This is a genomic window from Streptomyces sp. L7 (genome assembly GCF_050990935.1).
Taxonomy (GTDB): domain Bacteria; phylum Actinomycetota; class Actinomycetes; order Actinomycetales; family Microbacteriaceae; genus Leifsonia.
Window position 1 is genome coordinate 1,501,791 of the sequence record NZ_CP194644.1, and the last position, 24,014, is coordinate 1,525,804.

The 24,014-nt window shown below is 69.4% G+C and carries 26 protein-coding genes and 1 pseudogene; 5 read left to right on the forward strand and 22 right to left on the reverse strand.

Going from position 1 to position 24,014, the window contains the following annotated elements; all coding sequences use genetic code 11:
* Nucleotides 1–16: 16 nt before the first annotated feature.
* Complete coding sequence (locus ACR5MH_RS07615; RefSeq protein WP_431346692.1) at nt 17–988, reverse strand: aldo/keto reductase; 972 nt, start codon at nt 986–988, stop codon at nt 17–19.
* Nucleotides 989–1,227: 239 nt separating this feature from the next.
* Here ACR5MH_RS07615 and ACR5MH_RS07620 point away from each other — a divergent pair, with 239 nt between their 5' ends.
* Nucleotides 1,228–1,617, forward strand: coding sequence for a methylated-DNA--[protein]-cysteine S-methyltransferase (locus ACR5MH_RS07620; protein WP_433862462.1), 390 nt, complete (start codon nt 1,228–1,230; stop codon nt 1,615–1,617).
* Complete coding sequence (locus ACR5MH_RS07625; protein WP_431346695.1) at nt 1,614–2,240, forward strand: DNA-3-methyladenine glycosylase I; 627 nt, start codon at nt 1,614–1,616, stop codon at nt 2,238–2,240. The genes ACR5MH_RS07620 and ACR5MH_RS07625 overlap by 4 nt, the downstream gene beginning before the upstream one ends.
* Nucleotides 2,241–2,611: 371 nt before the next feature.
* Here ACR5MH_RS07625 and ACR5MH_RS07630 read toward each other — a convergent pair whose 3' ends face one another.
* From ACR5MH_RS07630 to ACR5MH_RS07700, 15 genes are all read right to left on the reverse strand, one after another.
* A complete protein-coding gene (locus tag ACR5MH_RS07630) occupies nt 2,612–3,511 on the reverse strand; it encodes a YaaA family protein (RefSeq protein ID WP_431346696.1) in 900 nt (299 codons plus the stop codon).
* Nucleotides 3,412–3,969, reverse strand: a complete 558-nt coding sequence (locus ACR5MH_RS07635; protein ID WP_431346697.1) for an AAA family ATPase — start codon at nt 3,967–3,969, stop codon at nt 3,412–3,414. The genes ACR5MH_RS07630 and ACR5MH_RS07635 overlap by 100 nt, the downstream gene beginning before the upstream one ends.
* A 1-nt stretch (nt 3,970) precedes the next feature.
* Nucleotides 3,971–4,231: a F0F1 ATP synthase subunit epsilon gene (locus ACR5MH_RS07640; RefSeq protein WP_431346698.1), complete on the reverse strand. Its 261-nt coding sequence runs from the start codon at nt 4,229–4,231 to the stop codon at nt 3,971–3,973.
* A gap of 1 nt (nt 4,232) precedes the next feature.
* Nucleotides 4,233–5,696: a F0F1 ATP synthase subunit beta gene (atpD, locus tag ACR5MH_RS07645; RefSeq protein WP_431346699.1), complete on the reverse strand. Its 1,464-nt coding sequence runs from the start codon at nt 5,694–5,696 to the stop codon at nt 4,233–4,235.
* Nucleotides 5,697–5,721: 25 nt separating this feature from the next.
* Nucleotides 5,722–6,621: a F0F1 ATP synthase subunit gamma gene (locus tag ACR5MH_RS07650; RefSeq protein ID WP_431346700.1), complete on the reverse strand. Its 900-nt coding sequence runs from the start codon at nt 6,619–6,621 to the stop codon at nt 5,722–5,724.
* A 26-nt stretch (nt 6,622–6,647) separates the two neighbouring features.
* Nucleotides 6,648–8,285 (reverse strand): F0F1 ATP synthase subunit alpha, encoded by a 1,638-nt coding sequence (gene atpA / locus ACR5MH_RS07655; RefSeq protein ID WP_431346701.1) that lies wholly within the window; start codon nt 8,283–8,285, stop codon nt 6,648–6,650.
* A 34-nt stretch (nt 8,286–8,319) separates the two neighbouring features.
* A complete protein-coding gene (gene atpH, locus ACR5MH_RS07660) occupies nt 8,320–8,742 on the reverse strand; it encodes an ATP synthase F1 subunit delta (RefSeq protein WP_433862463.1) in 423 nt (140 codons plus the stop codon).
* On the reverse strand, nt 8,739–9,110 hold the full coding sequence (locus tag ACR5MH_RS07665) for a F0F1 ATP synthase subunit delta (protein ID WP_433862464.1): 372 nt from the start codon (nt 9,108–9,110) through the stop codon (nt 8,739–8,741). Before ACR5MH_RS07665 ends, atpH begins: the two co-directional genes overlap by 4 nt.
* Complete coding sequence (locus ACR5MH_RS07670; protein WP_431346703.1) at nt 9,110–9,667, reverse strand: F0F1 ATP synthase subunit B; 558 nt, start codon at nt 9,665–9,667, stop codon at nt 9,110–9,112. Before ACR5MH_RS07670 ends, ACR5MH_RS07665 begins: the two co-directional genes overlap by 1 nt.
* Before the next feature lie 32 nt (nt 9,668–9,699).
* Nucleotides 9,700–9,921, reverse strand: coding sequence for an ATP synthase F0 subunit C (gene atpE / locus ACR5MH_RS07675; protein ID WP_431346704.1), 222 nt, complete (start codon nt 9,919–9,921; stop codon nt 9,700–9,702).
* A 51-nt stretch (nt 9,922–9,972) separates the two neighbouring features.
* Nucleotides 9,973–10,260 (reverse strand): F0F1 ATP synthase subunit A, encoded by a 288-nt coding sequence (locus ACR5MH_RS07680; protein WP_433862465.1) that lies wholly within the window; start codon nt 10,258–10,260, stop codon nt 9,973–9,975.
* Nucleotides 10,257–10,769 carry a FoF1 ATP synthase subunit A gene (locus ACR5MH_RS07685; RefSeq protein ID WP_433862466.1) on the reverse strand — a complete coding sequence of 171 codons (513 nt, stop codon included), beginning with the start codon at nt 10,767–10,769 and terminating at the stop codon, nt 10,257–10,259. The genes ACR5MH_RS07680 and ACR5MH_RS07685 overlap by 4 nt, the downstream gene beginning before the upstream one ends.
* 170 nt (nt 10,770–10,939) lie before the next feature.
* Entirely contained in the window at nt 10,940–11,443 is a 504-nt protein-coding gene (locus ACR5MH_RS07690; protein WP_433862467.1) for a hypothetical protein, read from the reverse strand.
* Nucleotides 11,440–12,699 (reverse strand): MraY family glycosyltransferase, encoded by a 1,260-nt coding sequence (locus tag ACR5MH_RS07695; protein WP_433862468.1) that lies wholly within the window; start codon nt 12,697–12,699, stop codon nt 11,440–11,442. Before ACR5MH_RS07695 ends, ACR5MH_RS07690 begins: the two co-directional genes overlap by 4 nt.
* A gap of 3 nt (nt 12,700–12,702) precedes the next feature.
* Nucleotides 12,703–13,455, reverse strand: coding sequence for an L-threonylcarbamoyladenylate synthase (locus ACR5MH_RS07700; protein ID WP_431346705.1), 753 nt, complete (start codon nt 13,453–13,455; stop codon nt 12,703–12,705).
* A gap of 17 nt (nt 13,456–13,472) precedes the next feature.
* Here ACR5MH_RS07700 and ACR5MH_RS07705 point away from each other — a divergent pair, with 17 nt between their 5' ends.
* Nucleotides 13,473–14,156, forward strand: coding sequence for an HAD family hydrolase (locus ACR5MH_RS07705; RefSeq protein ID WP_433862469.1), 684 nt, complete (start codon nt 13,473–13,475; stop codon nt 14,154–14,156).
* A gap of 169 nt (nt 14,157–14,325) precedes the next feature.
* Here ACR5MH_RS07705 and prmC read toward each other — a convergent pair whose 3' ends face one another.
* Nucleotides 14,326–15,198, reverse strand: a complete 873-nt coding sequence (prmC, locus tag ACR5MH_RS07710; protein ID WP_431346706.1) for a peptide chain release factor N(5)-glutamine methyltransferase — start codon at nt 15,196–15,198, stop codon at nt 14,326–14,328.
* A 62-nt stretch (nt 15,199–15,260) separates the two neighbouring features.
* Between prmC and cysK the strand changes: the two genes are divergently transcribed.
* Entirely contained in the window at nt 15,261–16,199 is a 939-nt protein-coding gene (gene cysK / locus ACR5MH_RS07715) for a cysteine synthase A (RefSeq protein ID WP_431346707.1), read from the forward strand.
* Between the two features lie 4 nt (nt 16,200–16,203).
* On the forward strand, nt 16,204–16,773 hold the full coding sequence (gene epsC / locus ACR5MH_RS07720) for a serine O-acetyltransferase EpsC (RefSeq protein WP_431346708.1): 570 nt from the start codon (nt 16,204–16,206) through the stop codon (nt 16,771–16,773).
* 79 nt (nt 16,774–16,852) lie between these two features.
* On the opposite strand, the gene prfA is transcribed toward epsC, so the two are convergent.
* From prfA to ACR5MH_RS07745, 5 genes and pseudogenes are all read right to left on the reverse strand, one after another.
* On the reverse strand, nt 16,853–17,929 hold the full coding sequence (gene prfA / locus ACR5MH_RS07725; RefSeq protein WP_431346709.1) for a peptide chain release factor 1: 1,077 nt from the start codon (nt 17,927–17,929) through the stop codon (nt 16,853–16,855).
* 86 nt (nt 17,930–18,015) lie between these two features.
* Complete coding sequence (gene rho, locus ACR5MH_RS07730) at nt 18,016–20,256, reverse strand: transcription termination factor Rho (RefSeq protein ID WP_431346710.1); 2,241 nt, start codon at nt 20,254–20,256, stop codon at nt 18,016–18,018.
* A gap of 259 nt (nt 20,257–20,515) precedes the next feature.
* The gene (thrB, locus tag ACR5MH_RS07735; protein ID WP_431346711.1) at nt 20,516–21,478 is read right to left on the reverse strand and encodes a homoserine kinase; all 963 of its coding nucleotides are present in this window, start codon (nt 21,476–21,478) and stop codon (nt 20,516–20,518) included.
* A complete protein-coding gene (gene thrC, locus ACR5MH_RS07740) occupies nt 21,475–22,596 on the reverse strand; it encodes a threonine synthase (RefSeq protein ID WP_431346712.1) in 1,122 nt (373 codons plus the stop codon). Before thrC ends, thrB begins: the two co-directional genes overlap by 4 nt.
* Nucleotides 22,596–23,968, reverse strand: a pseudogene (locus ACR5MH_RS07745) (homoserine dehydrogenase). The gene thrC and the pseudogene ACR5MH_RS07745 overlap by 1 nt, the downstream one beginning before the upstream one ends.
* Nucleotides 23,969–24,014 lie beyond the last annotated feature (46 nt).

Below are 24,014 nucleotides of genomic sequence, written 5' to 3' on the forward strand. Positions count from 1 at the left end.
ACAGTCCCCGTGGGGCTCAGCGGTCGAGTGGGAAGAAGCCCGAGATGGTCGCGATGTCGTCCGCCGACGGCGTCCACGCGGTCGCCGCCTCGGCGTTCGCCACGATCTGCTCGGGACGCGTCGCCCCGGCGATGACACTGGTGAGCCCCGGCTGGGCGAGGAGCCACGCGAACGTCGCCTGCAGCATCGTGACCCCGCGCTCGTCGCAGAACGCCTGGTACTGCTCGATGGCATCCCACGGCGCGTCGTCGAGCAGGTGCTTGCGGGCCGTCATCATGCGACTGTCGGCCGGTCCGCCCTGCCGGCTGAACTTGCCCGTGAAGAGGCCGTTGTAGAGCGGGAAGAACGGCAGGAAGCCGAGGCCGTAGGCGTTGACGGCCGGCAGGACCTCGCGCTCGGCCCCGCGGGCCAGCAGGCTGTACTCGTTCTGCGAGGAGATGAACTTCGGGTGCCCGGCGAGGCGCGCGGTGAACTCCGCCTCTGCGATCTGCCAGCCGGCGAGGTTGGAGTGCCCGACATAGCGGATCTTGCCCTCGGCGATGAGGTCGTCCAGCGTCGCGAGCGTCTCGTCGATCGGCGTCACCGGGTCAGGGCGGTGGAGCTGGTAGAGGTCGATCCAGTCGGTGCGAAGCCGGCGCAGCGACGACTCGACCGCGAGCCGGATGTACCGGCGCGAGCCGCGCACTCCCCAATCGGGGCCGTTCGCGCCCGCCATGTCCATGCCGAACTTCGTCGCCAGGACGATCCGGTCGCGCTTGCCCTGGAGGGACACCCCCATCAGCGACTCCGAGAGCCCCCGTTCCTTGCCGTAGATGTCGGCGGTGTCGAAGAAGGTCACGCCGGCGTCGATCGCGGCGTCGATGACCGCGTCCGTGCCCGCCTGCGTCTCGGTGGCCGTGCCCGCGCGGCCGAAGTTGTTGCAGCCGAGGCCGATCGTGGAGACGATCAGGCCGGAGTCGCCCAGGGTGCGGTATTCGATGTTCGCCATGCTCTCGAGTCTAGGCAGCCCCCGAGCGCCGATCGAACCGATTGGTCCTGCACAGGAGGGGCCTGAATGCCACTTATCCCCGATGTCCGATTTCCGCGAGTGGCTGTCAGCGGCCCGCCATAGAGTCGACCCATGAGCAGTTCCACGATCTTCCTTCTCCGGATGCCGAGCCCCATCGGCCGCATCGAGCTGACCGGCGACGGCGACGCCGTCACGTCCTCTCGATCGCACGCGACGACGTGCTCCCCCACGACGACCTCCCCGAGAACCGCGACGCCGTGCTCGAGAAGGCGGCCCTCCAGCTCGACGAGTACTTCGCGGGCACGCGGCGGGAGTTCGATGTCCCGGTCCACCTGATCGGCACCCCGTTCCGCACGGCTGTCTGGGAACGCCTCACGGCGCTGGAGTACGGCACGCTCACCACCTACGGCGAGCTCGGGCTGTCGCTCGGCCACCCGGGCTACGGCCGCGCCATCGGCGGCGCCGTCGGGGCGAACCCGGTTCCGATCATCATCGGCTGCCACCGGGTCCTCTCGTCCAGCGGCAAGATTACCGGGTACAGCGGAGGCGAGGGCATCCCCACCAAGCTCTGGCTGCTGGAGCACGAGGGGATCACCCTCGCGGCATGAGCACGACGGATCGGACCGAGACGACGTCCACCCTCCCAGCCGAGGCAGCCGCGCGCGCAGCGCTCGTGATCGGAGACGACGGCCGCGCCCGGTGCTCCTGGTCGGCGAACGACCCCGAGTACCGGCGGTACCACGACGAGGAGTGGGGCACGCCCCAGCACGATCCCCGTGCGCTCTACGAGAAGCTCTGCCTGGAGGGCTTCCAGGCCGGGCTGTCCTGGATCACGATCCTCAAGCGCCGGCCGGCGTTCCGCGAGGTCTTCCACGGCTTCGTCCCGGCGCGCGTCGCGGCGATGACGGAGGCCGACGTGCTCCGGCTGCTGGGCGACGAGCGCATCATCCGCCACCGCGGGAAGGTGGAGGCGACCATCTCGAACGCGCGCGCGACCCTCGCGCTCGACGTGCCGCTGGAGGAGCTGATGTGGGGCTTCGCCCCGGCAAGCTCCCGGCCGCGGCCGCGCGAATGGCACGAGGTCCCGGCGGTCACGCCCGAGTCGACGGCGATGAGCACGGAGCTGCGCCGCCGTGGGTTCCGCTTCGTCGGGCCGACCACGATGTATGCGCTCATGCAGGCGACCGGCATGGTGGACGACCACTTCGAGGGCTGCTTCCGCGCGGCCTGACGCCCACCGCCCACGAGGAGCAGCGGCCTGACGAGCACGGGCGGGGAAACGAGGAGTCGGGCCGGCGAAGTCGATGTGGGAACCGTTCTCGCTGGTGACGGCGCGTCCGCTCGTGCCCGACCGCAGGCGGAATCTCACTGTGCTGCCGCCACACCGGTTCCGGACTCGGCACACCATGAGATGTGTCCGCGATCTGCGCGTCGGCCCGACTGGTATGTGGGGTCTTCCGGCGTTCACGGCGCCGGGACCTGACGGGAATGTCCCTTCTCTCGTGAGATGAGCTTATCTCACTTACGCGTCGAGCACCACCGTCCTGCACCGTCCGAAGCAGATGCTCAGCTTGCTGAACGTGTCGCCCGCGGTCGTGCCGTTCAGCTCGCCCGACGCAGCACCGCGCTGAGCTTCCCCGGCACGCCGACGACCTCCGGGACGACGAGGTCGAGCTCCCCGACCCGGTCCGCCGAGCGCGACAGCTCGTAGCCCTCCGCGGCGGCCCAGGCGAGAAGGGCGTCCGTCGAGACGAAGTCCTCGCCGTGCTCGATGAGGGCGCGCACGAACAGACCCTTGGCCTGCTTGTTGAAGTGGTTCAGCGCACGAACGGTGCCGCTCTCGTCCCGCGCGAGCACGCGCAGGTAGTGCACGCCCTGACGCTCGGGCAGCGGGCCGAGCGCGGCGTAGCCTTCGGAGCGCAGGTCGAGGATCACGCCGTCGACGTTCGCGAGCTCCGCCGCGCACACCGCCGCCCAGCGTTTCTTGAGCGTCGGCGAGAGCCGCGAGTCGAACGACAGCCGGTAGGCCGGGATCGGGTCGTCCGCGCGCACCAGCCCCAGCAGTGCGGACTGCACCGCGACGGCGCGCGCAGCGAAGCGCCACTGCTCCCGGGTCAGCGACGGCGCGTCGAGCGCGTCGTACAGCACGCCGGTGTACCGCAGGAGCGCGGGCATGGTCGCGGCACGGCGGAGTGCACGATTGCGCACCAGTTCGTGCGCCTGCTTCGGACCCAGCTTGAGGGCCTTGGCGGCGGCCTCCGGAGTGCGCGACAGCGCGACCGTGTCGGCGACGACAGCCCTGCGCGTCGCGTTCAGCGCCGGGAAGCCGAGCGACCTCAGGGCGAGCGGCTCCCCTCTCCCCCGTCGCGCTTGGTCTCCGACGGGGGCAGCAGGACGAGCACTCAGCGCTCCAGGAAGGCGAGCGCCGCGTCGACGTTCTCGCCCAGCGGGCGGGAGGTGTCCAGGGTCACCCGCGGAAGCGACGCCGCGGCGCCCTTCCACTCGGCGTACTCCTCGACGCTCTGCTCCACCGCGTACGCGGCGATCAGGCCCGAGCGCTTCGCGAGCCGCTGCTCGTGCAGCTCGTCGTCGAAGCACACCGTCTCGACCACGCGCAGCTTCACACCGCAGCGCTCCGCCAGATCACGCCACTGCAGGCGTGCGGGCTCGACGGCGTTGACAGCGTCCACGACCACCGAGTGCCCGCTGAGGAGCACCTGCTCGGCCATCCGCTCCGCCACCAGGTAGGCGGCGAGGCCGGTCGGCTGATCGGAGTCGATGCCGGCCTTCAGGATCGCGGCCTCGATCGGGTCCACCGAGATCGCCGTCGCGCCGAGGCGGCCAGCGATGATCTCCGCGATGGTGGACTTGCCAGAACCAGGAAGCCCCGCCGTCACGATCAGCACGGGGACGCGGACGTCGCCGAACTGCCGTTCGAGCGGGGCCTTCGGGTCGGACATCTCAGACGAGCTCCGCCTGACGGGCCACGATGGTGACCGTGTTGTTCTCGACGGAGAGGAAGCCGTCGTCGGCCTGCGCCGTGACGGACTCCCCGCCGTTCAGGGTCACGCGCACCTCGCCCTGGGCGAGGATGGCGAGCAGCGGCTCGTGGCCGGGCAGGATACCGATCTGCCCCTCCACGGTCCGCGCCACGACCATGCTCGCCTCGCCCGACCACACTTCGTGGTCGGCGGCGACGACGCTGACGGTGAGGACAGCCATGTCAGCCGTTCTCCTTCTGGATCTGCGCCCACTTCTCCTCGACGTCGGTGATCGCGCCGACGTTGAAGAACGCCTGCTCGGCCACGTGGTCGAACTCGCCCTTGGCGATGGCGTCGAACGACTCGATGGTGTCCTTCAGCGGGACGGTCGAGCCCTCGACACCGGTGAACTTCTTCGCCATGTAGGTGTTCTGCGAGAGGAACTGCTGGATACGACGGGCACGCGACACGGTGATCTTGTCCTCTTCGGACAGCTCGTCGACACCGAGGATCGCGATGATCTCCTGCAGCTCCTTGTTCTTCTGGAGGATCTGCTTGACCGTGGTGGCCACACGGTAGTGGTCGGCGCCCAGGTAGCGGGGGTCGAGGATGCGCGACGTCGAGGTCAGCGGGTCGACGGCCGGGTACAGACCCTTCGACGCGATCTCACGGGAGAGCTCGGTCGTGGCGTCGAGGTGCGCGAACGTGGTCGCGGGCGCGGGGTCGGTGTAGTCGTCGGCCGGCACGTAGATCGCCTGCAGCGAGGTGATCGAGTGGCCGCGCGTCGAGGTGATGCGCTCCTGGAGGACGCCCATCTCGTCGGCGAGGTTCGGCTGGTAGCCCACCGCGGACGGCATGCGGCCGAGCAGCGTGGAGACCTCGGAGCCGGCCTGCGTGAAGCGGAAGATGTTGTCGATGAAGAGCAGCACGTCCTGCTTCTGCACATCGCGGAAGTACTCCGCCATGGTCAGCGCGGACAGGGCGACGCGCAGACGCGTTCCCGGCGGCTCGTCCATCTGGCCGAAGACGAGGGCGGTCTTGTCGAAGACGCCCGCCTCCTCCATCTCGTGGATGAGGTCGTTGCCCTCACGGGTGCGCTCGCCGACACCGGCGAACACCGACACACCGCCGTGGTCCTGCGCGACGCGCTGGATCATCTCCTGGATGAGGACGGTCTTGCCGACGCCCGCGCCACCGAACAGGCCGATCTTGCCGCCCTGCACGTAGGGGGTGAGCAGGTCGATGACCTTGATGCCGGTCTCGAAGAGCTGGGTCTTGGACTCGAGCTGGTCGAACGACGGCGGCTGGCGGTGGATCGGCCAGCGCTCGGTGATCTCGACCGTCTCGCCCGGCTCGAGGTTCAGGATGTCGCCGGTGACGTTGAAGACCTTGCCCTTGGTCACGTCGCCGACGGGGACGCTGATCGGGGCGCCGGTGTCGCGCACCTCGCCGCCGCGGACCAGGCCGTCGGTCGGCTTCAGGGCGATGGCGCGCACGAGGTCGTCGCCGAGGTGCTGCGCGACCTCGAGCGTGATCTCGGTCGACTGATCGCCGATCGTGATCGTGGTCTTCAGGGCGTTGTAGATGCCCGGGATCGAGTCGTGCGGGAACTCGATGTCGACGACCGGACCGGTCACGCGGGCGATGCGCCCCACGCCGGCCGGCTGCGCGGTCGAAGCCTGGGCCTCGGCGGTAGCGGTAGTCATGATTCGTTCTCTCTCGTTTGGACGATTATTTTGCCGAGCTCAACGCGTCCGCGCCGCCCACGATCTCGGAGATCTGCTGGGTGATCTCCGCCTGGCGGGCGTTGTTGGCCAGTCGCGTGTAGTCGGTGATGAGCTTGTCGGCGTTGTCGCTCGCGGACTTCATCGCCTTCTGCGTCGCCGCGTGCTTGGAGGCGGCGGACTGCAGCATCGCGTTGAAGATGCGGCTCTCGATGTAGACCGGCAGCAGCGAGTCGAGCACGGTGTCGACGTCGGGCTCGAACTCGTAGAGCGGGAGCACCTGCGAGTGGTCCGGCTCCTCGAGTCCCTCCACGACCTCCAGCGGAAGCAGGCGGACGATCTGCGGCTCCTGCGTCAGCATGCTGACGAAGCGGTTGTAGACGACGTGGATCTCGTCCACGCCGCCGTCGGACGCGTCACGCAGGAACGACTCGAGGATCGCGTCGGCGATCTCCTTCGCCTGCTCGAACTCGGGGTTGTCCGTGTTGCCCGTCCACACCCGCTCGAACCCGCGGCGCCGGAAGCTGAAATAGCCCTGCGCCTTGCGTCCGATCAGGAAGTAGACGACCTCTTTGCCCTGACTGCGCAGCAGCTCGGCGAGCTTCTCCGACTCCTTGAGCACGTTCGAGTTGAACGCGCCGGCGAGTCCACGGTCGGAAGAGAAGATGACGATCGCAGCGCGCTCGATCTTCTCCGGCTCCGTGGTGAGGACGTGCTCGACGTTCGAGTAGGTCGCCACCGCCGACACCGCGCGCGTGATCGCACGGGCGTACGGCGTGGAGGCGGCCACCCTGGCCTGTGCCTTCTGGATGCGTGAGGCGGAGATCAGCTCCATGGCACGGGTGATCTTCTTAGTCGTCTGGGCAGACTTGATCTTCTGCCGGTAGACCCGAAGCTGTGCTCCCATGTGTCTTCCTCAGTACCTATCCGCGCTCAGCGCTTCGCCTTGACGATGCGCTCCTGGTTGACGTCCTCGGTGGCGCTCGCCTGGAACTCCTCGCGGCCGACGGACGCGAGCGGCTTGCCCTCGCCCGTCTGGAACTCGAGCTTGAACTTGTCGACCTCTTCGCCGAGCTTGCTCACCGTGTCGTCGTCGAGGACGTTCGTCTCGCGCAGCGTGGTGAGGATGTCGGTGTTGCGGCGCAGGTGGTCGAGCAGTTCGGCCTCGAAGCGGAGGATGTCCTCCACCGCGACCTCGTCGAGCTTGCCGTTGGTGCCGGCCCAGATCGAGACGACCTGCTCCTCCACCGGGAACGGCGAGTACTGCGGCTGCTTGAGCAGCTCGGTGAGGCGGGCGCCCCTGGCGAGCTGACGGCGGCTGGCCTGGTCGAGGTCGGAGGCGAACATCGCGAACGCCTCGAGCGAGCGGTACTGGGCGAGCTCGAGCTTGAGCGTGCCGGAGACCTTCTTGATCGACTTGACCTGTGCGTCGCCGCCGACTCGCGAGACCGAGATGCCGACGTCGACCGCGGGACGCTGGTTGGCGTTGAACAGGTCGGACTGCAGGAAGATCTGGCCGTCGGTGATCGAGATCACGTTGGTCGGGATGTACGCCGAGACGTCGTTCGCCTTGGTCTCGATGATCGGCAGACCGGTCATCGAGCCGTCGCCCAGCTCGTCGGACAGCTTGGCGCAACGCTCCAGCAGACGGGAGTGCAGGTAGAAGACGTCGCCCGGGTAGGCCTCGCGTCCCGGCGGACGGCGCAGGAGGAGGGAGACGGCGCGGTAGGCCTCGGCCTGCTTCGACAGGTCGTCGAAGATGATCAGGACGTGCTTGCCGCCGTACATCCAGTGCTGGCCGATGGCCGAGCCGGTGTAGGGGGCGAGGTACTTGAAGCCGGCCGGGTCGGAGGCCGGTGCGGCGACGATGGTGGTGTACTCCATCGCGCCGGCGTCCTCGAGCGCGCCCTTCACCGAGGCGATGGTCGAGCCCTTCTGGCCGATCGCGACGTAGATGCAGCGGACCTGCTTGTTCTCGTCGCCCGACTCCCAGTTGGCCTTCTGGTTGATGATCGTGTCGATCGCGATGGCGGTCTTGCCGGTCTGGCGGTCGCCGATGATGAGCTGGCGCTGTCCGCGGCCGACGGGGATCATGGCGTCGATCGCCTTGATGCCGGTCTGGAGCGGCTCATGCACCGACTTGCGCTGCATGACGCCCGGCGCCTGGAGCTCGAGCGCGCGGCGGCCCTCGGTCGCGATCTCGCCGAGGCCGTCGATCGGGTTGCCGAGCGGGTCGACCACGCGGCCGAGGTAGCCGTCGCCGACGGGGACGGAGAGGACCTCGCCGGTGCGGGTCACCTCCATGCCCTCCACGATCTGGTCGAATTCGCCGAGGATCACGACGCCGACCTCGTTCTCGTCGAGGTTCTGCGCCAGGCCCAGGGTGCCGTCCGCGAAGCGGATGAGCTCGTTCGCCATCACGCCGGGGAGGCCCTCGACGTGCGCGATGCCGTCGGAGGCGTCGAGGACGTGTCCGACCTCGACGGTCGCGGCGTTCGCGGGCTCGTACTTCGAGACGAAGTCCTTGAGCGCGTCCCGGATCTCATCGGGGCTGATCTGAATGTCTGCCATCGTTGTTCCCTATCTGGGTTTCTCTGTCGGGCGATCAGCCCGCGAGCTGAAGTCGGAGTTCGGTGAGGCGCGACGCGACGCTTCCGTCGATGACGTCGTCGCCGATCTGCACGCGCAGGCCGCCGAGGATCGAAGGGTCGACGACCTCGTTGAGCTTGAGGTCGCCGTACTTCGCGGCGAGGCTCGCGCGGAGCCGCTCGGCCTGCTCGGCCGGGAGCGGCATGGCCGTGATGACGGTGGCGACCGTCTGGCCGTACTGGGCGGCGACGATGCGCGCGGCTTCCCGCAGCGACTCGCGCACGCTGCGGCCACGCGACTGCAGCACGAGCTGGCGCGCGATCGCGACGGTCTGCTTCGAGGCCTTGCCCGCGAGCAGGCGCTCGGCGAGGGCGGCCTTCGCCTCGGGGGCGGCGAGCTTGCTGCGGAGTGCGAGTTCGAGCTGCGCGTCGGAGGTCACGGCGCCTCCGAACGCGAAGAGCTCCCCGGGATGTCCACGTTGCGCGGCGCCGAGGCGGCGATCGCGCGGATGCCGAGCTCCTCGATCGCGGCCAGCACGTCGTCCTGGCCGGACCAGCGCTCGCCGGCGACGACGGTCAGCAGCTCGACCGCGGGGGCCGAGAGCGACGCGAAGACGCGCTGGACCAGCGCAGCCTTGCCGTCGGCGGGCGCCGACGGGTCGCTGAGGACCGCGCGGAGCTGGGCGGAGTCGGCGACGACTCGTCCTGCGGCGAACAGGTCTTCAGCCGTCGCCAGATCGGCCTTGGACCCGAGCCCGGCGAGCGCCTGGACGGATCGGGCCAGTGCTTCTCTGGAGGCGCTTCCCATCAGTTGCTCGACCCTGCCTTCTGGGCGTCGCTGGACTCGAGGTCGGCCAGGAACCGGTCGACGATCGCCTGGGCCTTCTTGTCGTCGGTGAGCACCTCGCCGACCACGCCGGACGCGAGGTCGATCGCGAGCGAGCCGACTTCGCCGCGGAGCGAGACGAGTGCGCCCTGGCGCTCCGCCTCGATCTGGGCCTGGGCGGCGGCGGTCACCCGCGCGGCCTCCGCCGTGGCGTTGTCCTTGGCCTCCGCGACGATCTTCTGACCGTCGGTGCGGGCCGTCTCGCGGATCTTGGCCGCCTCGGCACGGGCGTCGGCGAGCTGCGCGGTGTACTCCTCGAGCAGCGCCTCGGCCTTGTGCTGAGCCTCGTCGGCCTTCGCGATGTTGCCCTCGATCGCCTCGGCACGCTCATCCAGGAGCTTGCGCATGCGCGGGAGGACCAGCCTCCAGAAGAACACCAGGATGACGATGAAGCAGATCACCGACCCGATGATGTCGGGCCACGCCGGGATGATCGGGTTGTGCTCCGCCGCGGCGGCAATGACCACACCGTTGAGCATCTTTCCTCCTTATAAGGGTGGGATAAAGAGGATTAGACGAAGATGAAGCCGACGGCGATACCGATGAAGGCGAGCGCCTCGGTGAACGCGATACCGATGTACATCAGGACCTGGAGGCGGCCGGCCAGCTCAGGCTGACGGGCGACGCCCTCGATGGTCTTGCCGACGACGAAACCGACGCCGATGGCCGGGCCGATGGCGGCGAGGCCGTATCCAACGGTGGCAATGTTGCCGGAGATAGCAGCGATGTCCACGTTATGTGTTTCCTTCCGTGATGGCGTTCCGTGCGGGCGCGCGGAACGTTATTAGTGTTCCTCGGCGACTGCGAGCTGAATGTAGACAGCCGTGAGCAGTGCGAAGACGTAAGCCTGGAGGACGGCCACCAGGATTTCGAACAGGGAGAATGCGAAACCGAAGGCGAAGGTGACCACGCCGAAGAGCGACCACAGTCCGCTCAGGTTGAAGATGAAGAAGGCCGTTCCGGTGAAGAACAGCACCAGCAGCAGGTGGCCGACGACCATGTTCATCAGGAGTCGGAGGGTCAGCGTGATCGGGCGCAGGATGAACGTCGAGACGAACTCGATCGGGGTCACCAGGATGTAGAGGAACCACGGGACGCCGGGCGGGAAGAGCGCGTTGCGGAAAAGTTCTTCGGGCTCTTCTTGACGCCCGCGTAGATGAAGGCGATATACGCAACGATGGCCAGGACCAGCGGCGTGCCGATGATCGCGGTGCCCGCGATGTTCAGGAACGGGATGATGCCCGTGATGTTGAAGAACAGCACCATGAAGAAGATGCTGGTCAGCAGCGGCAGGAACCGGCGGCCGTCCTTCCTGCCGAGCAGGTCTTCCGAGATGTTGACGCGGACGAAGTCCAGGCCCATCTCGACCACCGACTGGAACCGTCCGGGGACGACCTTCATCTTGCGGGTGCCGAGCCAGAAGATCAGCAAGAGGGCGACGGTCGAGATGAGCCGCACCAGGGTGATGCGGTTGAACTCGAGTCCTGCGATGGTGAACAGAGTCGGGGGGAAGAACTCATCGATCGAGGGCCCCTGGAAGCTTCCTCCATCGGAGCTTGCGGCCTGGACCAGCAGGTTCACAGCGTTAGCTAACAGCGCTATCTCCTGTTTCGGGGCGTCGAGCTGAAAGCTCTCGCGACGACGAACGGTGGACACCCGACATTCGCGCTCCGGTGGTGCCTGGGCGCGTCGGGTGGGGAATCTCTGACAACTCTACAAGAGTTTTCAACCCGTAACGAATCGGATACGGCTCAGCGTTTGTCCCCCGGCAGCGTGACGTCGCTGACGTAGGTCATGCGAGACCGGAAGACCACGATCATGTCGACCACGAGCGACCCGATCACGCCCGCGATCAGGCTCAGGAACAGCACCACGGGATTGATCCACGGCTGGTCGCGCAGCAGCAGCGCGAGCACGATGAACAGTACGAACTTGACGATCCAGCCGCCGAGGACGATGCCGAAGAACAGCCCCACGAAGAGGTCGGAGCCGATGAAGCGATTGGCGATCAGAATGCTGAGCGCGGTGATGCTGAGGAACACGGCGGCCATGATCGTGCCGATGAGCGCGCTGGTGACGCCGACCCAGCCGGCGAAGATGCCGCCGAGCACCATCCCGACGACGGCGATGACCGCGGCGAGGATGAATCCGTACTTGAGGACGTCCTTCAGCACGGGCGTCGACGTCGGCTGCTGCGGTACCTTCGGGGTGTCGTCCGGCCGCGGGGCGGGGGCTCCGTCCTGATGGTCGGTCATCGGTTCTCCTTGGGGGTGGGGTCGCCGGGCTCGCCCGGCGGGATGGTGACGGGAATGTGCTCGCTCGCGACGTCGAGGGCGTCGTACTTCGCGGTCTCCTCGGCCTCTTTGCTGCCCGCGGGGGCGAGCTCGGCTGCGGCTTCGTTCAGCTTGCGGCGGCTGAGCGGCGCGAGGGTGATCGCGGTGCAGATCACGAGGCCGATCGCGACGAAGACGATGGCCATCCAGTACGGGTCGAAGAAGAACAGGAGGCAGCCGATCGAGAGCACTGCTGTCCATGCGTAGAAGATCAGGACGGCGTGCAGGTGCGAGTGGCCCATGTCCAGCAGCCGGTGGTGCAGGTGCTTGCGGTCGGCGCTGAACGGCGACTTGCCCGCGCGCAGGCGCCGCAACACCGCCAGGCCGAAATCGAGCAGCGGGATGACGAGCACCGCGAACGGGATGGTGACCGGGATGAACGCGGGCACCAGCGACGACTTGCCGAGCGTCTGCAGCGCCTCCGGGTTGATCGTGCCGGTGACGGAGATCGCCGAGGTGGCCATCAGCAGGCCGATCAGCAGCGCTCCGGCGTCGCCCATGAACATCTTGGCCGGGTGCCAATTGAGCGGCAGGAAGCCCGCGCACGCGCCCACCAGGATGGCCGCGATGACACCGGCGAGGCTGAAGTAGTTCTGCGGGCTGATGTCGCGCTGCAGCAGGTAGGTGTAGACGAGGAACGTGCCGTTGGCGATGAGCGCGACGCCGGCGACCAGCCCGTCCAGCCCGTCGATGAAGTTGATGGCGTTCATCACGAGCACGATTGCGAACAGGGTGATCACGATGCTCATCACCGGCGAGCCGATGGTGAGTCCGCCGATCGGCAGCGAGTAGATCTGCACGCCTAGCCAGGCGACGATCCCGGCCGCGACGAACTGTCCGGCGAGCTTGGTCATCCAGTCGAGGTCCCAGAGGTCGTCCGCGACGCCGAGCACGACGATGAGCAGGGCGGCACCCAGGATCGCGAGGATGGGACCGGCGTCCGAGAAGATCAGCGAGAGCACGCCGAACTGGCTGGACAGCAGCCACGAGACGCCGAACGCCACCAGGATCCCGAGGAACATCGCGACGCCGCCGAGCCGCGGCGTCGGCCGGGTGTGGACGTCGCGCTCCCGGATCTTCGGGTAGAGCCTGAAGCGCATCGCCACCCGGTAGACCACCAGGGACATCCCGAACGTGATGACGGCCGAGATGAGCGCGAGAGCGAGGAAGAGGGTCACGGCTCAGGTGTCCGCGGCGGTGTCGGCGACGGCCTCTGCGTCGCCGGCCGAGTCCGCGGCCTCCTCGTCGGAGTCGTCGGCGAGCGCGTCGCCCACGACCTCGCGGAGCTGCCCGGCTGTGATGACGCCGTGACGGAGGATGCGGAGCTTGCCCGCGCCGGCGGCCAGCGCGGTCGCGTCGACGATGGTGGAGGAGGAGTCCTTGCCCTCGACACGCTCGTACGCGGTGCCGGCCTCTCCCCCGTCGAGGTAGATCGACACGGACTCGCCCAGCATGGCCTCCGCCTCCGCGGCGGTGCGGGCGGCCGGGCGACCGGTGAGGTTGGCGGACGAGACGGCCAGCGGACCGGTCTCGGACAGGATCTCCAGGGCGATCCGGTCCTGCGGCATGCGCAGCGCGACGGTGCCCTTGGTCTCGCCGAGGTCCCAGGCCAGGGAGGGCGCGGCGGGCAGGACGATGGTGAGGCCGCCCGGCCAGAACGCCTGCACCAGCGCGTCGACCTCGGCGGGGACGTGCTCGGCCAGCGCGGCGAGCGTGGGGATGCCGGGCACCAGCACCGGGGGCGGCGACTGCCGGCCGCGTCCCTTGGCGTCGAGGAGCCGCTGCACCGCGGCCGGGCTGAAGGCGTCGGCGGCGACGCCGTAGACGGTGTCGGTGGGGATCACGACGAGTTCGCCGCGGCCGATCGCCCCACGGGCGAGGCGCATGCCGGTGAGCAGTTCGGAGTCGACGGAGCAATCGTAGATGGGAGCCATGACGGCACCCATGATAGTTGAGCCGACGCAAGGTTCTCTGCGACAGCGCCCCGCGCGGGACGATACTGGTGACGATGGACGTCTACTTCTTCGACTGCGACAAGACCCTGTACGACTACGACTTCCACAAACGGCTCCCCCGCCTCGCCGAGCTGAGCGGTGTGAGCCAGTACCGGCTCGCGTCGAGCTGGTGGGCGGGCGGCCACGAGCGCGCCGCCGAGATCGGCGAGTACGCCACGAGCGAGGAGTACCTCGCCGCGTTCGCGGAGGTGACAGGAGGCCGCCTCACGCTGGAGCAGTGGCAGGAGGCCAGGAAGGCCGCGATGACGCGGATCGACGGGTCGGTCGAGGCGCTGCGCGCCGCCGCCGGCCTGGGCACGGTGTCGCTGCTGTCGAACAACCCGATCCCGTTCAAGGACTCGCTGCCCGTTCTGATGCCGGATGTCGCGAACATCCTGGGGAGCAACGATCTGGTCTCCGCGGTGCTCGGCGCCCGCAAGCCCGAGCGCCGCGTCTACACGCGGGCGCTCGGGCGGTTCGGGGCGCGGCCGGAGGACGCCATCCTGTTCGACGACTCGCTCGCCAACGTGGAGGGCGCGCGTGAGGCCGGGATGCACGCCTACCACTTCACCCGCGGGGAGGACGGCACGTTCGACACCGACGGGATGCTCGCGGCCGTCCGCGCCTTCGCCGAGCGCTGAGGCGCCGCGCGGCGCGACGCCCAGCCACCCCGCATTCGGCACGAATGTCGCGAATCGCCGCGTCAAACCCGCCATTCGTCACGAATGTGTCGGCCCGGCGAGACTCGCATTCGGCACGAAGGTCGCGAATCGCCGCGCCAGAGTGCACCTTCGGCACGAATCGCGGCGCCTACTTGAGTGCGGTGGTGGCGCGGTCGCGGGTGGTGAGGTCGGGATGCGTCGCGGCGGCGCGCCAGCCGTCGGCCGCCAGCAGCGCGCGGATCTCGGCGCCCTGCAGCTCGCCGTGCTCGAGTACGAGCGTGCCGCCCGGGCGGAGCAGCCTGCGTGCGACGGTCGAGATGACGCGCACGACGTCCAGCCCGTCGGCGCCGCCGTAGAGGGCCACGGCCGGGTCGAACAGCCGAACCTCCGGGTCGCGCGGGATCGCCTCGTCCGGCACGTACGGCGGGTTGGAGATGACGACATCCACTGCGCCGTCCAGCTCCGGGAGGGCGTCGGCGAGGTCTCCGAGCACGGCCTGGAGGTTGGTCGCGCCGACCGACTCGACGTTACGGCGGGTCCAGGCGAACGCCTCCGGGGACTTCTCCACCGCATAGACGCGGGCGTGCGGCACCTCCGTCGCCATCGCGAGCGCGATCGCTCCGCTGCCGGTCCCGAGGTCGACGCCGACCGGCTCGGCCGACGGCACCGCCCGGAGCGCGTCGATCGCGAACTGGACCACCTGCTCGGTCTCCGGCCTCGGCACGAACACGCCGGGGCCGACCGCCAGCTCCAGCGAGCGGAAGGGCGCCGCGCCGGTGATGTGCTGGAGGGGCTCGCGCGTGGCCCGGCGGGCGGCGAGCTCGCGGACCCGGCGGGAGTCGTCCGCGTCGATCGTGGCGTCCATGACCACCAGGGCCTGCACGCGCCCGCGCCCGACGCCGAGCACGAAACCGACGAGAAGGTCGGCGTCCACCTCCGGGTCGGGCACCCCCGCCTGCGCCAGGACGGCGACCGTCTCGTCGCGGAGGGAGCGGACGGTGGAGGGCGCGGCGTCAGACATGGCCCGATGAGCTTACCGTCACAGGACGTCACCGAGGCTCCGGGCGGAATAGAGTGGACCCCATGCCAGCACAGGTCTACGAGAACATCACCGAAACCGTCGGACGCACTCCCCTCGTCAAGCTGAACAGGCTCGCCGCCGACACCGGCGCGACCGTCCTGGCGAAGCTCGAGTTCTTCAACCCCGCCGCCAGCGTCAAGGACCGGATCGGCGTCGCCATCATCGATGCCGCCGAGAAGTCCGGTGCGCTCCGCCCGGGCGGGATCATCGTGGAGGGCACCAGCGGCAACACCGGCATCGCGCTCGCGATGGTCGGCGCTGCCCGCGGCTACAAGGTCATCCTGACCATGCCCGAGACGATGAGCAAGGAGCGCCGCGTGCTGTTGCGCGCGTTCGGCGCCGAGATCGTCCTCACCCCGGGCCCCGAAGGCATGCGCGGCGCCGTGGAGGCCGCCAAGAAGATCGTCGCCGAGAACGACAACGCCATCTGGGCGCAGCAGTTCGCCAACGAGGCCAACCCCGCCATCCACCGCGCCACCACCGCCGAGGAGATCTGGGCGGACACCGACGGCGGCGTCGACATCTTCATCTCCGGCGTCGGCACCGGCGGCACCATCACCGGCGTCGGCCAGGTGCTCAAGGAGCGCAAGCCCGAGGTGCAGGTCATCGCGGTCGAGCCCGTCGACTCCCCCATCCTCAACGGCGGCAAGCCCGGCCCGCACAAGATCCAGGGCCTCGGCGCCAACTTCGTCCCGGAGATCCTGGACACGAGTGTCTACGACGAGGTCATCGATGTCTCGTTCGACGACTCCATCGCCGTGGCCAAGCAGCTCGCCTCCGAGGAGGGCATCCTCGCCGGCATCTCCTCCGGCGCGATCGTCTGGGCCGCGCTTCAGGTGGCGGCCCGGCCGGAGAACGCCGGCAAGACCATCGTCGCGATCGTCTGCGACACCGGCGAACGGTACATCTCGACGGCCCTCTGGGCGGACCTGCTGGACTGACGGCGTGGCCCTGTTCCGGGCGCGCGAGGACATCCGCAACGCGCGCATGCACGACCCCGCCGCGCGCGGAGGCGCCGAGGTGGCGCTGGTCTACTCCGGCCTGCACGCCGTGTGGTCGTACCGGGTCGCCAACCGGCTCTGGCGGGCCGGGCTCCGGATGCCCGCGCGGATGCTCTCCCAGTTCACGCGCTTCCTGACCGGCATCGAGATCCACCCCGGCGCCCGCATCGGCCGCCGCTTCTTCATCGACCACGGGATGGGCGTCGTCATCGGCGAGACCACCTGGATCGGCGACGACGTGATGCTGTACCACGGTGTCACCCTCGGCGGCCGCGGCAGCGGGCACGGCAAACGCCACCCGACCATCCACGATCACGTGACGGTCGGCGCGGGCGCGAAGGTGCTGGGCGCGATCGAGATCGGCACGCGCACGGTCATCGGCGCGAACGCGGTCGTCGTGCACGACGCGCCACCGGACTCGGTACTCACCGGCGTCCCGGCCCGCGCGCGCCCGCGCTCCGGTCACGAGCAGATCGCCGGCGACGACTGGCTCGACCCCGCCCTCTACATCTGACCAGCCATCTGTTCCTCACTTTCTCCCGCGAAACACCGCGTGTCGGCGGAAGAAACTGAGGAACAGATGGCTGCTGGGGTCAGTCTTGGGCTAGGTCGGCCAGCCGGGCCTCTTCGTCGGCGAGGATGTTGGACTCGATGACCGGGTCCAGGGCGCCGTTCATGACGGAGTCGAGGTTGTAGGCCTTGTAGCCGGTGCGGTGATCCGCGATCCGGTTCTCCGGGAAGTTGTACGTGCGGATGCGTTCGGAGCGGTCCATCGTGCGGATCTGGCCCTTGCGGAACTCGGCGGCCTCGGCGTCCGCCTCCTCCTGCTGCTTGGCGAGCAGGCGTGCCCGCAGCACGCGCATCGCGGCCTCGCGGTTCTGGAGCTGGCTCTTCTCGTTCTGCATCGAGACCACGATGCCGGTCGGCACGTGGGTGATGCGCACGGCGGAGTCCGTCGTGTTGACCGACTGACCGCCGGGGCCGGACGACCGGAAGACGTCGATCTTGAGGTCGTTGGGGTTGATGTCCACCTCTTCGGGCTCGTCGACCTCCGGGAAGACCAGCACACCCGCGGCGGAGGTGTGGATGCGGCCCTGCGACTCGGTCGCCGGCACGCGCTGCACGCGGTGCACGCCGCCCTCGTACTTCAGGTGCGCCCACACGCCCTCGGCCGGATCGCTGGAGTTGCCCTTGAAGGCGACCTGGACGTCCTTCACGCCGCCGAGGTCGCTGGAGGTCTGCTCGATGATCTCGGCCTTCCAGCGCTTGGAGTCCGCGTAGTGCAGGTACATGCGCAGAAGGTCGCCCGCGAAGAGCGCGGACTCGGCCCCGCCCTCCCCCATCTTGATCTCCATGATGACGTCGCGGCTGTCGTTGGGGTCACGCGGGATCAGCAGGCGGCGCAGCTTCTCGCCGGACTCCTCCAGGCTCTGCTCCAGTCCCGGGATCTCCTCGGCGAACGCCTCGTCCTCGGCGGCCAGCTCGCGGGCGGCCTCCAGATCGTCCGAGAGCTGCTTCCACTGGTTGTACGAGGCGACGATGCGCGACAGCTCGGCGTAGCGGCGGTTCACCTTCTTGGAGCGGACCGGGTCGCTGTGCAGCTCGGGGTCGGAGAGCTGCTGCTGGAGGTCGTCGTGCTCGGCGATGAGGCCGTTGACCGACTCGAACATGCGTGACTTCTTTCTGGAGGCGTCGGCTGGGAACGAGAAAGCGCCCGCCCCCGTGCACAGGGCACGGCGGACGGGCGCTTCGTCAGCTAGCGGTGGTCGTTCTCGTGGCCGTGCGAGTGGGCGGTGCCGTGACCGTTCGTGGGCTGCGGCATCGACTTCTGCACCTGCATGAGGAACTCGACGTTGCTCGAGGTCTCCTTGAGGCGGCCGAGGACGATCTCCAGGGCCTGCTGCTGGTCGAGGCCGGCGAGGGCGCGACGCAGCTTCCAGGTGATCTTGACCTCGTCCTGACCCATCAGCATCTCCTCGCGGCGGGTGCCGGAGGCGTTGACGTCGACGGCCGGGAAGATGCGCTTGTCGGCGAGCTGGCGGGAGAGGCGGAGCTCCATGTTGCCGGTGCCCTTGAACTCCTCGAAGATCACCTCGTCCATCTTGGAGCCGGTCTCGACCAGCGCCGAGGCGAGGATGGTCAGCGAGCCGCCGTGCTCGATGTTGCGCGCGGCGCCGAAGAAGCGCTTCGGCGGGTACAGCGCCGAGGCGTCGACACCACCGGACAGGATGCGGCCGGAGGCCGGAGCCGTCAGGTTGTAGGCGCGGCCGAGGCGGGTGATCGAGTCGAGCAGCACGACCACGTCGTGGCCGAGCTCGACCAGTCGCTTGGCGCGCTCGATCGCGAGCTCCGCGACGGTGGTGTGGTCCTCCGCCGGACGGTCGAAGGTGGAGGCGATGACCTCACCCTTGACCGTGCGCTGCATGTCGGTGACCTCCTCGGGACGCTCGTCCACCAGGACGACCATGAGGTGCACCTCGGGGTTGTTGGTGGTGATCGCGTTGGCGATCTGCTGCATCACGATGGTCTTGCCGGCCTTCGGCGGCGCGACGATGAGGCCGCGCTGGCCCTTGCCGATCGGGGCCACCAGGTCGATGATCCGCTGGGTGACCTTGCCCGGCTCGGTCTCGAGCCGCAGGCGCTCCTGCGGGTACAGAGGGGTGAGCTTGCCGAACTCGACGCGGGTCGCGGCCTCCTCGATGCTCTGGCCGTTGATCGAGTCGACCTTCACCAGCGCGTTGTACTTCTGGCGGCTGTTGTTGTCGCCCTCGCGCGGCTGGCGGATGGCGCCGACGACGGCGTCGCCCTTGCGGAGGCTGTACTTCTTGACCTGGCCGAGCGAGACGTAGACGTCGCTGGCGCCCGGGAGGTAGCCCGTGGTGCGGACGAACGCGTAGTTGTCCAGCACGTCGAGGATGCCCGCGACGGGGATCAGTACGTCGTCATCGGCGATCTCCGGCTCGAGGTCGTCGCCGCCGGGGCCGCCACGGCGCTTGCGGTTGCGGTCACGGAAGCGGCCGGCGCGGTCGCCCTCGGCCTGCTGCTGCTGCGGGCCGCGGTTCTGCTGGCCGCCCTGCTGGCCGTCGCCCTGGAGGTCCTTCGGCTGGTTCTGCTGACCCTGCTGGTTCTGCTGACCCTGCTGGTTCTGCTGACCCTGCTGGTTCTGACCCTGCTGGTTCTGGCCCTGCTGATTCTGCTGACCCTGGTCGCCGTTCTGGCCGTTGCCCTTGTTGCGGTTGCGGTTGCGGCGGCTGCGGCCGGAGGGCTGCTGCTCGCCGCCCTGCTCGGCGGCCTCACCCTGCTGGTCGCCGCCCTGCTCGCCGCGGGCCTGCTCGGCCTGCGCGGGCGCCTCGGCCGACTGCTCGTCGGCCTCCTGGCCCTGGACGTTCTGCTGGCCCTGGCCGTTCTGGCCGCGGCCGCGGCGACGGCGTCCGCCGGCCTGGCCGTCGCGCTGCGCCTGCTCGCGGGAGGCGAGCGCGGAGTCGAGCAGAGCGTCGACGTCCGGGATGAGCGACTCGACACCGGTCTCGCCGGTGTTGACGTGGGTGGCCGCGCCGACACTGGTCGACGGGGCGATGCCCGTGCCGTCCGGGCTGGAGACACGGCGCGAGCCGCGGCGACGCGGCTCGGTGGCGACCTGGCCCAGGAGAGCGTCGCCGCCGACGGGCTCGCCGGCGATCGACGGGTCCGTCACGGGCTCGGCGATGAGCGGCTCGATGAGCACCTGGGAGGCCGCGGTCGCGTGGTCCGCCTGTTGCTCGGTCTCGGCCGGGACCGTCTCGATGGAGACGGGCTCTGCCGCTTCCGACTCGGCGGGCACCTCGGTTCCGGCGGCCGCGGCGCGAGCCGTCGCGATCGCCTCGACCAGCTCGCCCTTGCGGAGCCGGGTCGCGCCCTGGAGGCCGAGCTCGGCGGCGAGAGCCTGGAGCTCCGCCACCTTGAGCGAGGTCAGGTCGCTGGTGTCCACGCCCCCGGCGTGGAGTTCGACATCAGTCACTGAAGAGGATTCCTTTCCCCGGCGCGCACTCTGCGCGCCGCTGTGGAGCACTCGTCACGTGAACCTGTCTTACCGTGCTGCGTTCTGATCCGCGCTACGGTGCGCTCTGGAGACCCGGATGCTCCGGATATCCGAAAAGCGCAGGCAGGAGTGACGGCATGATTGCTAAGAGATCACCCGGAAGCTGGATTCGCTCGTGACGCGGGTTCTTCACGGGTGCACTCGTTAGTTTACCACCTTGCGACACGCGTCTCGGACGCTACGCCGCCGGTGTGTCCGCCTCGTCGGCGGCCACCGGAGCCACCGTCGCACCCTTGAAATCGACCGCGAGCATCAGCGGCTGCCAGGCCGTCTGCGCCTCGCGGGCGACGAGCTCCGCGGCGGCGAGCCGCTGGCTCGGGTCGCTGCACAGGACCAGGATGGACGGCCCCGCTCCCGAGACCACGGCGGCGAAGCCGGCGGACCGCAGCAGCGTGATCAACCGGTCGGTCTCCGGCATTGCGGAGGCGCGGTAGCTCTGGTGGAGCTTGTCCTCCGTCGCCGCGTGCAGCAGCTCGGGGCTCTGGATCAGCGCGGCGACCAGCAGTGCCGAGCGCGAGACGTTGAAGACGGCGTCCTCGTGGGGCACCGACTGCGGCTGGAGGCTGCGGGCGAGCGCGGTCGACATGACGTGCTCCGGAACGAGCACCAGCGGAGACACGCCGCGGTGCACGATCAGCTTCTTGAACCGCGGGCCCTCCGGGGTGACCCAGGCGATCGTGAGTCCGCCGAAGAGCGCAGGGGCGACGTTGTCGGGGTGGCCTTCCATGTCGTTGGCGAGGGCCAGCAGCTCCTGCGCGTCGAACTCGACCACGCCCTCCAGAAGGCCCTTGGCGGCCATGATGCCGGAGACGATCGCGGCACCGGACGAGCCGAGGCCACGGCCGTGCGGGATGTTGTTGCGCGCGAACAGGTTCAGGCCCGGCAGCGCGACGCCGACCGACTCGAACGTGTGGGCGATCGCCCGCACGACGAGGTTGCTCTCGTCGGTCGGGACCTCCCCTGCTCCGACGCCGACGACCTCCACGGTCGCGCCCGGCTCGTCGCGCACGCTGACCCGCAGCTCGTCGTAGAGGGCGAGCGAGAGCCCGAGGGTGTCGAAGCCGGGACCGAGGTTGGCGCTCGTCGCCGGGACCTTGACCGCGACCGTGCGCCCGCGCAGGTCGACGGCGCGCAAGGTCATGCGGACGCCCCGGCGGTCGGGACCAGGCCGAGCACGTCGGCGATCGCGTTGGTGTCGACCGGCACGCTCGTGGGCTGCACGTCGGAGCCGTCGGCGGTGCGGAGGGCCCACTGCGGGTCCTTCAGGCCGTGGCCGGTGACGGTGAGCACGACGGTGGCGCCGGCGGGGATGACACCGGCGGCCGAGCGCTCCAGGAGGCCGGCGACGCTGATCGCGCTCGCGGGCTCCACGAAGATGCCGACCTCGGCGGAGAGGATGCGGTGCGCCTCCAGGATGCCGGCGTCGTCGATCGCGCCGAAGTAGCCCTCGCTGTCGTCCCGCGCGTTGAGCGCGAGCTCCCACGACGCAGGGTTGCCGATGCGGATGGCGGTGGCGATGGTGTCGGGATCCTTGACGGCGTGGCCGAGCACGATCGGGGCGCTGCCCGCGGCCTGGAAGCCGAACATGCGCGGGAGCTTGGTGGTCTCGCCGCGCTGCAGCTCCTCGGTGTAGCCGCGGTGGTACGCGGTGTAGTTCCCGGCGTTGCCGACCGGGACGATGTGGAAGTCGGGCGCGTCGCCCAAGACCTCGACGACCTCGAACGCGGCGGTCTTCTGCCCCTCGATGCGGTCGGGGTTCACCGAGTTGACCAGGTGCACCGGGTAGTTGGTGGCCAGGTCGCGGGCGATGTCGAGACAGTCGTCGAAGTTGCCCTGCACCTGGAGGAGCTGCGCGTTGTGCGCGATCGCCTGGCTGAGCTTGCCCATCGCGATCTTGCCCTCCGGCACCAGCACGACGGCCTGGATTCCGGCGTGCGTGGCGTAGGCCGCGGCCGAGGCGGAGGTGTTGCCGGTGGAGGCGCAGATGACGGCCTTCGCACCGTGCTCGACGGCCTTGGAGATGGCCATCGTCATGCCGCGGTCCTTGAACGACCCGGTCGGGTTCATGCCCTCGAACTTCACGAAGACGTTCGCACCGGTGCGGGCGGAGAGCGCCGGGGCGGGGAGGAGCGGCGTGCCGCCCTCGCCGAGCGTCACGATCGGAGTCGCCTCGGAGATGTTCAGGCGGTCCGCGTACTCGCGGAGAACGCCGCGCCACTGCCGGCTGTACGACTTCGGCCCATTCGACGACTGGGGCATTACGATCCTTCGACTCGGAGAACGGAAGAGACGGCGGTGACCACGTCGCTCGCGGCGAGCGCCTCCACGGTGGCCGCCAGCGCGGCCTCCTCGGCTTCGTGGGTGCCGATCACCAGGGTAGCGGTGGGGGCGGTCGCGCCGTGAATCGGAGCCACACTCTGCAATGGAGACCGCCCGGAAATGACGACGGCGCCCGTGGTGCTCGGCACGGACTGCTGCACCGTCTCCACGCTCACCCCGCCGTCGCTCAGGATGCGGGCGACCGTGGCGAGCACGCCCGGCTGGTCCGCCACCGACAGGGTGATCTGGTAGCGCGTGACGACGCGGCCGACGTCCAGCACCGGGAGACCGGCGTGGGTCGACTCCGCGACGCCCGGGCCGCCCACGACGTGGCGGCGCGCGGCGGACACGACATCGCCGAGCACGGCCGAAGCCGTCTCCACGCCGCCGGCGCCCGCGCCGTAGAACATGAGGTCCCCGGCGGCCTCGGCCTGGACGAAGACCGCGTTGTGTGCGCCGCGCACGGCGGCGAGCGGGTGCTCCCTGCTGATCAGGGCCGGGTAGACGCGGGCGGAGACGCCCTCCTCGCCGGTCTCCGGGTCGACCAGCCGCTCGCAGATCGCCAGCAGCTTGATGACCCAGCCGCCCGCGCGGGCCGCCTCGACCTGCTCGCGGGTGACGGAGGTGATGCCCTCCCGGTAGACCTGCTCCAGTGGAACGGTGGTGTGGAAGGCGAGGCTCGCGAGGATCGCGGCCTTCTGCGCCGCGTCGTAGCCGCCGATGTCCGCGGTCGGGTCGGCCTCCGCGTAGCCGCGCTCGGTGGCGGTCGCGAGGGCGTCGGCGAGGGTCTCCCCGTCGCGTCCATCCGGTCGAGGATGAAGTTGGTCGTGCCGTTGACGATGCCGAGGATGCGCGAGACCGTGTCGCCTGCGAGGCTGTCGCGCAGCGGCCGGATGATCGGGATGGCGCCCGCGACGGCCGCCTCGTAGTAGAGCTGGGCGCCGACCTGCTCTGCGGCGTCGAACAGCTCGGGACCGTGGGTGGCGAGCAGCGCCTTGTTGGCCGTGATGACGTCGGCGCCGGAGTTCAGCGCCTCGAGGACGTAGCCGCGGGCCGGCTCGACGCCGCCCATCAGCTCCACGACGATGTCGGCCCCGAGGATGAGCGAGGTGACGTCGGTGGTGAACAGCTCCTTCGGGAGGTCGACGTCGCGCGGAGCGTCCACGTCGCGCACGGCGATGCCGACCAGCTCCAGCCGTGCGCCGACGCGCGAGGCGAACTCGTCGCCCTGCTCCAGCAGCAGCCGCGCCACCTGGGAGCCGACGGAGCCGGCGCCCAGCAGCGCGACCCGGAGATTGCGGTATTCGATCATCGGCGGGTGCTCCCGTCTTCGTACGCGGCGTCGCGTGCCAGCAGAT

Bases quoted from the DNA above. Each gene is read 5' to 3' on its own strand.
- ACR5MH_RS07615 (WP_431346692.1), bottom strand. From the start codon at position 988: ATGGCGAACATCGAATACCGCACCCTGGGCGACTCCGGCCTGATCGTC.
- ACR5MH_RS07625 (WP_431346695.1), top strand. From the start codon at position 1,614: ATGAGCACGACGGATCGGACCGAGACGACGTCCACCCTCCCAGCCGAG.
- ACR5MH_RS07635 (WP_431346697.1), bottom strand. From the start codon at position 3,969: ATGTCCGACCCGAAGGCCCCGCTCGAACGGCAGTTCGGCGACGTCCGC.
- ACR5MH_RS07640 (WP_431346698.1), bottom strand. From the start codon at position 4,231: ATGGCTGTCCTCACCGTCAGCGTCGTCGCCGCCGACCACGAAGTGTGG.
- atpD (WP_431346699.1), bottom strand. From the start codon at position 5,696: ATGACTACCGCTACCGCCGAGGCCCAGGCTTCGACCGCGCAGCCGGCC.
- ACR5MH_RS07650 (WP_431346700.1), bottom strand. From the start codon at position 6,621: ATGGGAGCACAGCTTCGGGTCTACCGGCAGAAGATCAAGTCTGCCCAG.
- atpA (WP_431346701.1), bottom strand. From the start codon at position 8,285: ATGGCAGACATTCAGATCAGCCCCGATGAGATCCGGGACGCGCTCAAG.
- ACR5MH_RS07665 (WP_433862464.1), bottom strand. From the start codon at position 9,110: ATGGGAAGCGCCTCCAGAGAAGCACTGGCCCGATCCGTCCAGGCGCTC.
- ACR5MH_RS07670 (WP_431346703.1), bottom strand. From the start codon at position 9,667: ATGCTCAACGGTGTGGTCATTGCCGCCGCGGCGGAGCACAACCCGATC.
- ACR5MH_RS07690 (WP_433862467.1), bottom strand. From the start codon at position 11,443: ATGACCGACCATCAGGACGGAGCCCCCGCCCCGCGGCCGGACGACACC.
- ACR5MH_RS07700 (WP_431346705.1), bottom strand. From the start codon at position 13,455: ATGGCTCCCATCTACGATTGCTCCGTCGACTCCGAACTGCTCACCGGC.
- prmC (WP_431346706.1), bottom strand. From the start codon at position 15,198: ATGTCTGACGCCGCGCCCTCCACCGTCCGCTCCCTCCGCGACGAGACG.
- cysK (WP_431346707.1), top strand. From the start codon at position 15,261: ATGCCAGCACAGGTCTACGAGAACATCACCGAAACCGTCGGACGCACT.
- prfA (WP_431346709.1), bottom strand. From the start codon at position 17,929: ATGTTCGAGTCGGTCAACGGCCTCATCGCCGAGCACGACGACCTCCAG.
- thrB (WP_431346711.1), bottom strand. From the start codon at position 21,478: ATGACCTTGCGCGCCGTCGACCTGCGCGGGCGCACGGTCGCGGTCAAG.
- thrC (WP_431346712.1), bottom strand. From the start codon at position 22,596: ATGCCCCAGTCGTCGAATGGGCCGAAGTCGTACAGCCGGCAGTGGCGC.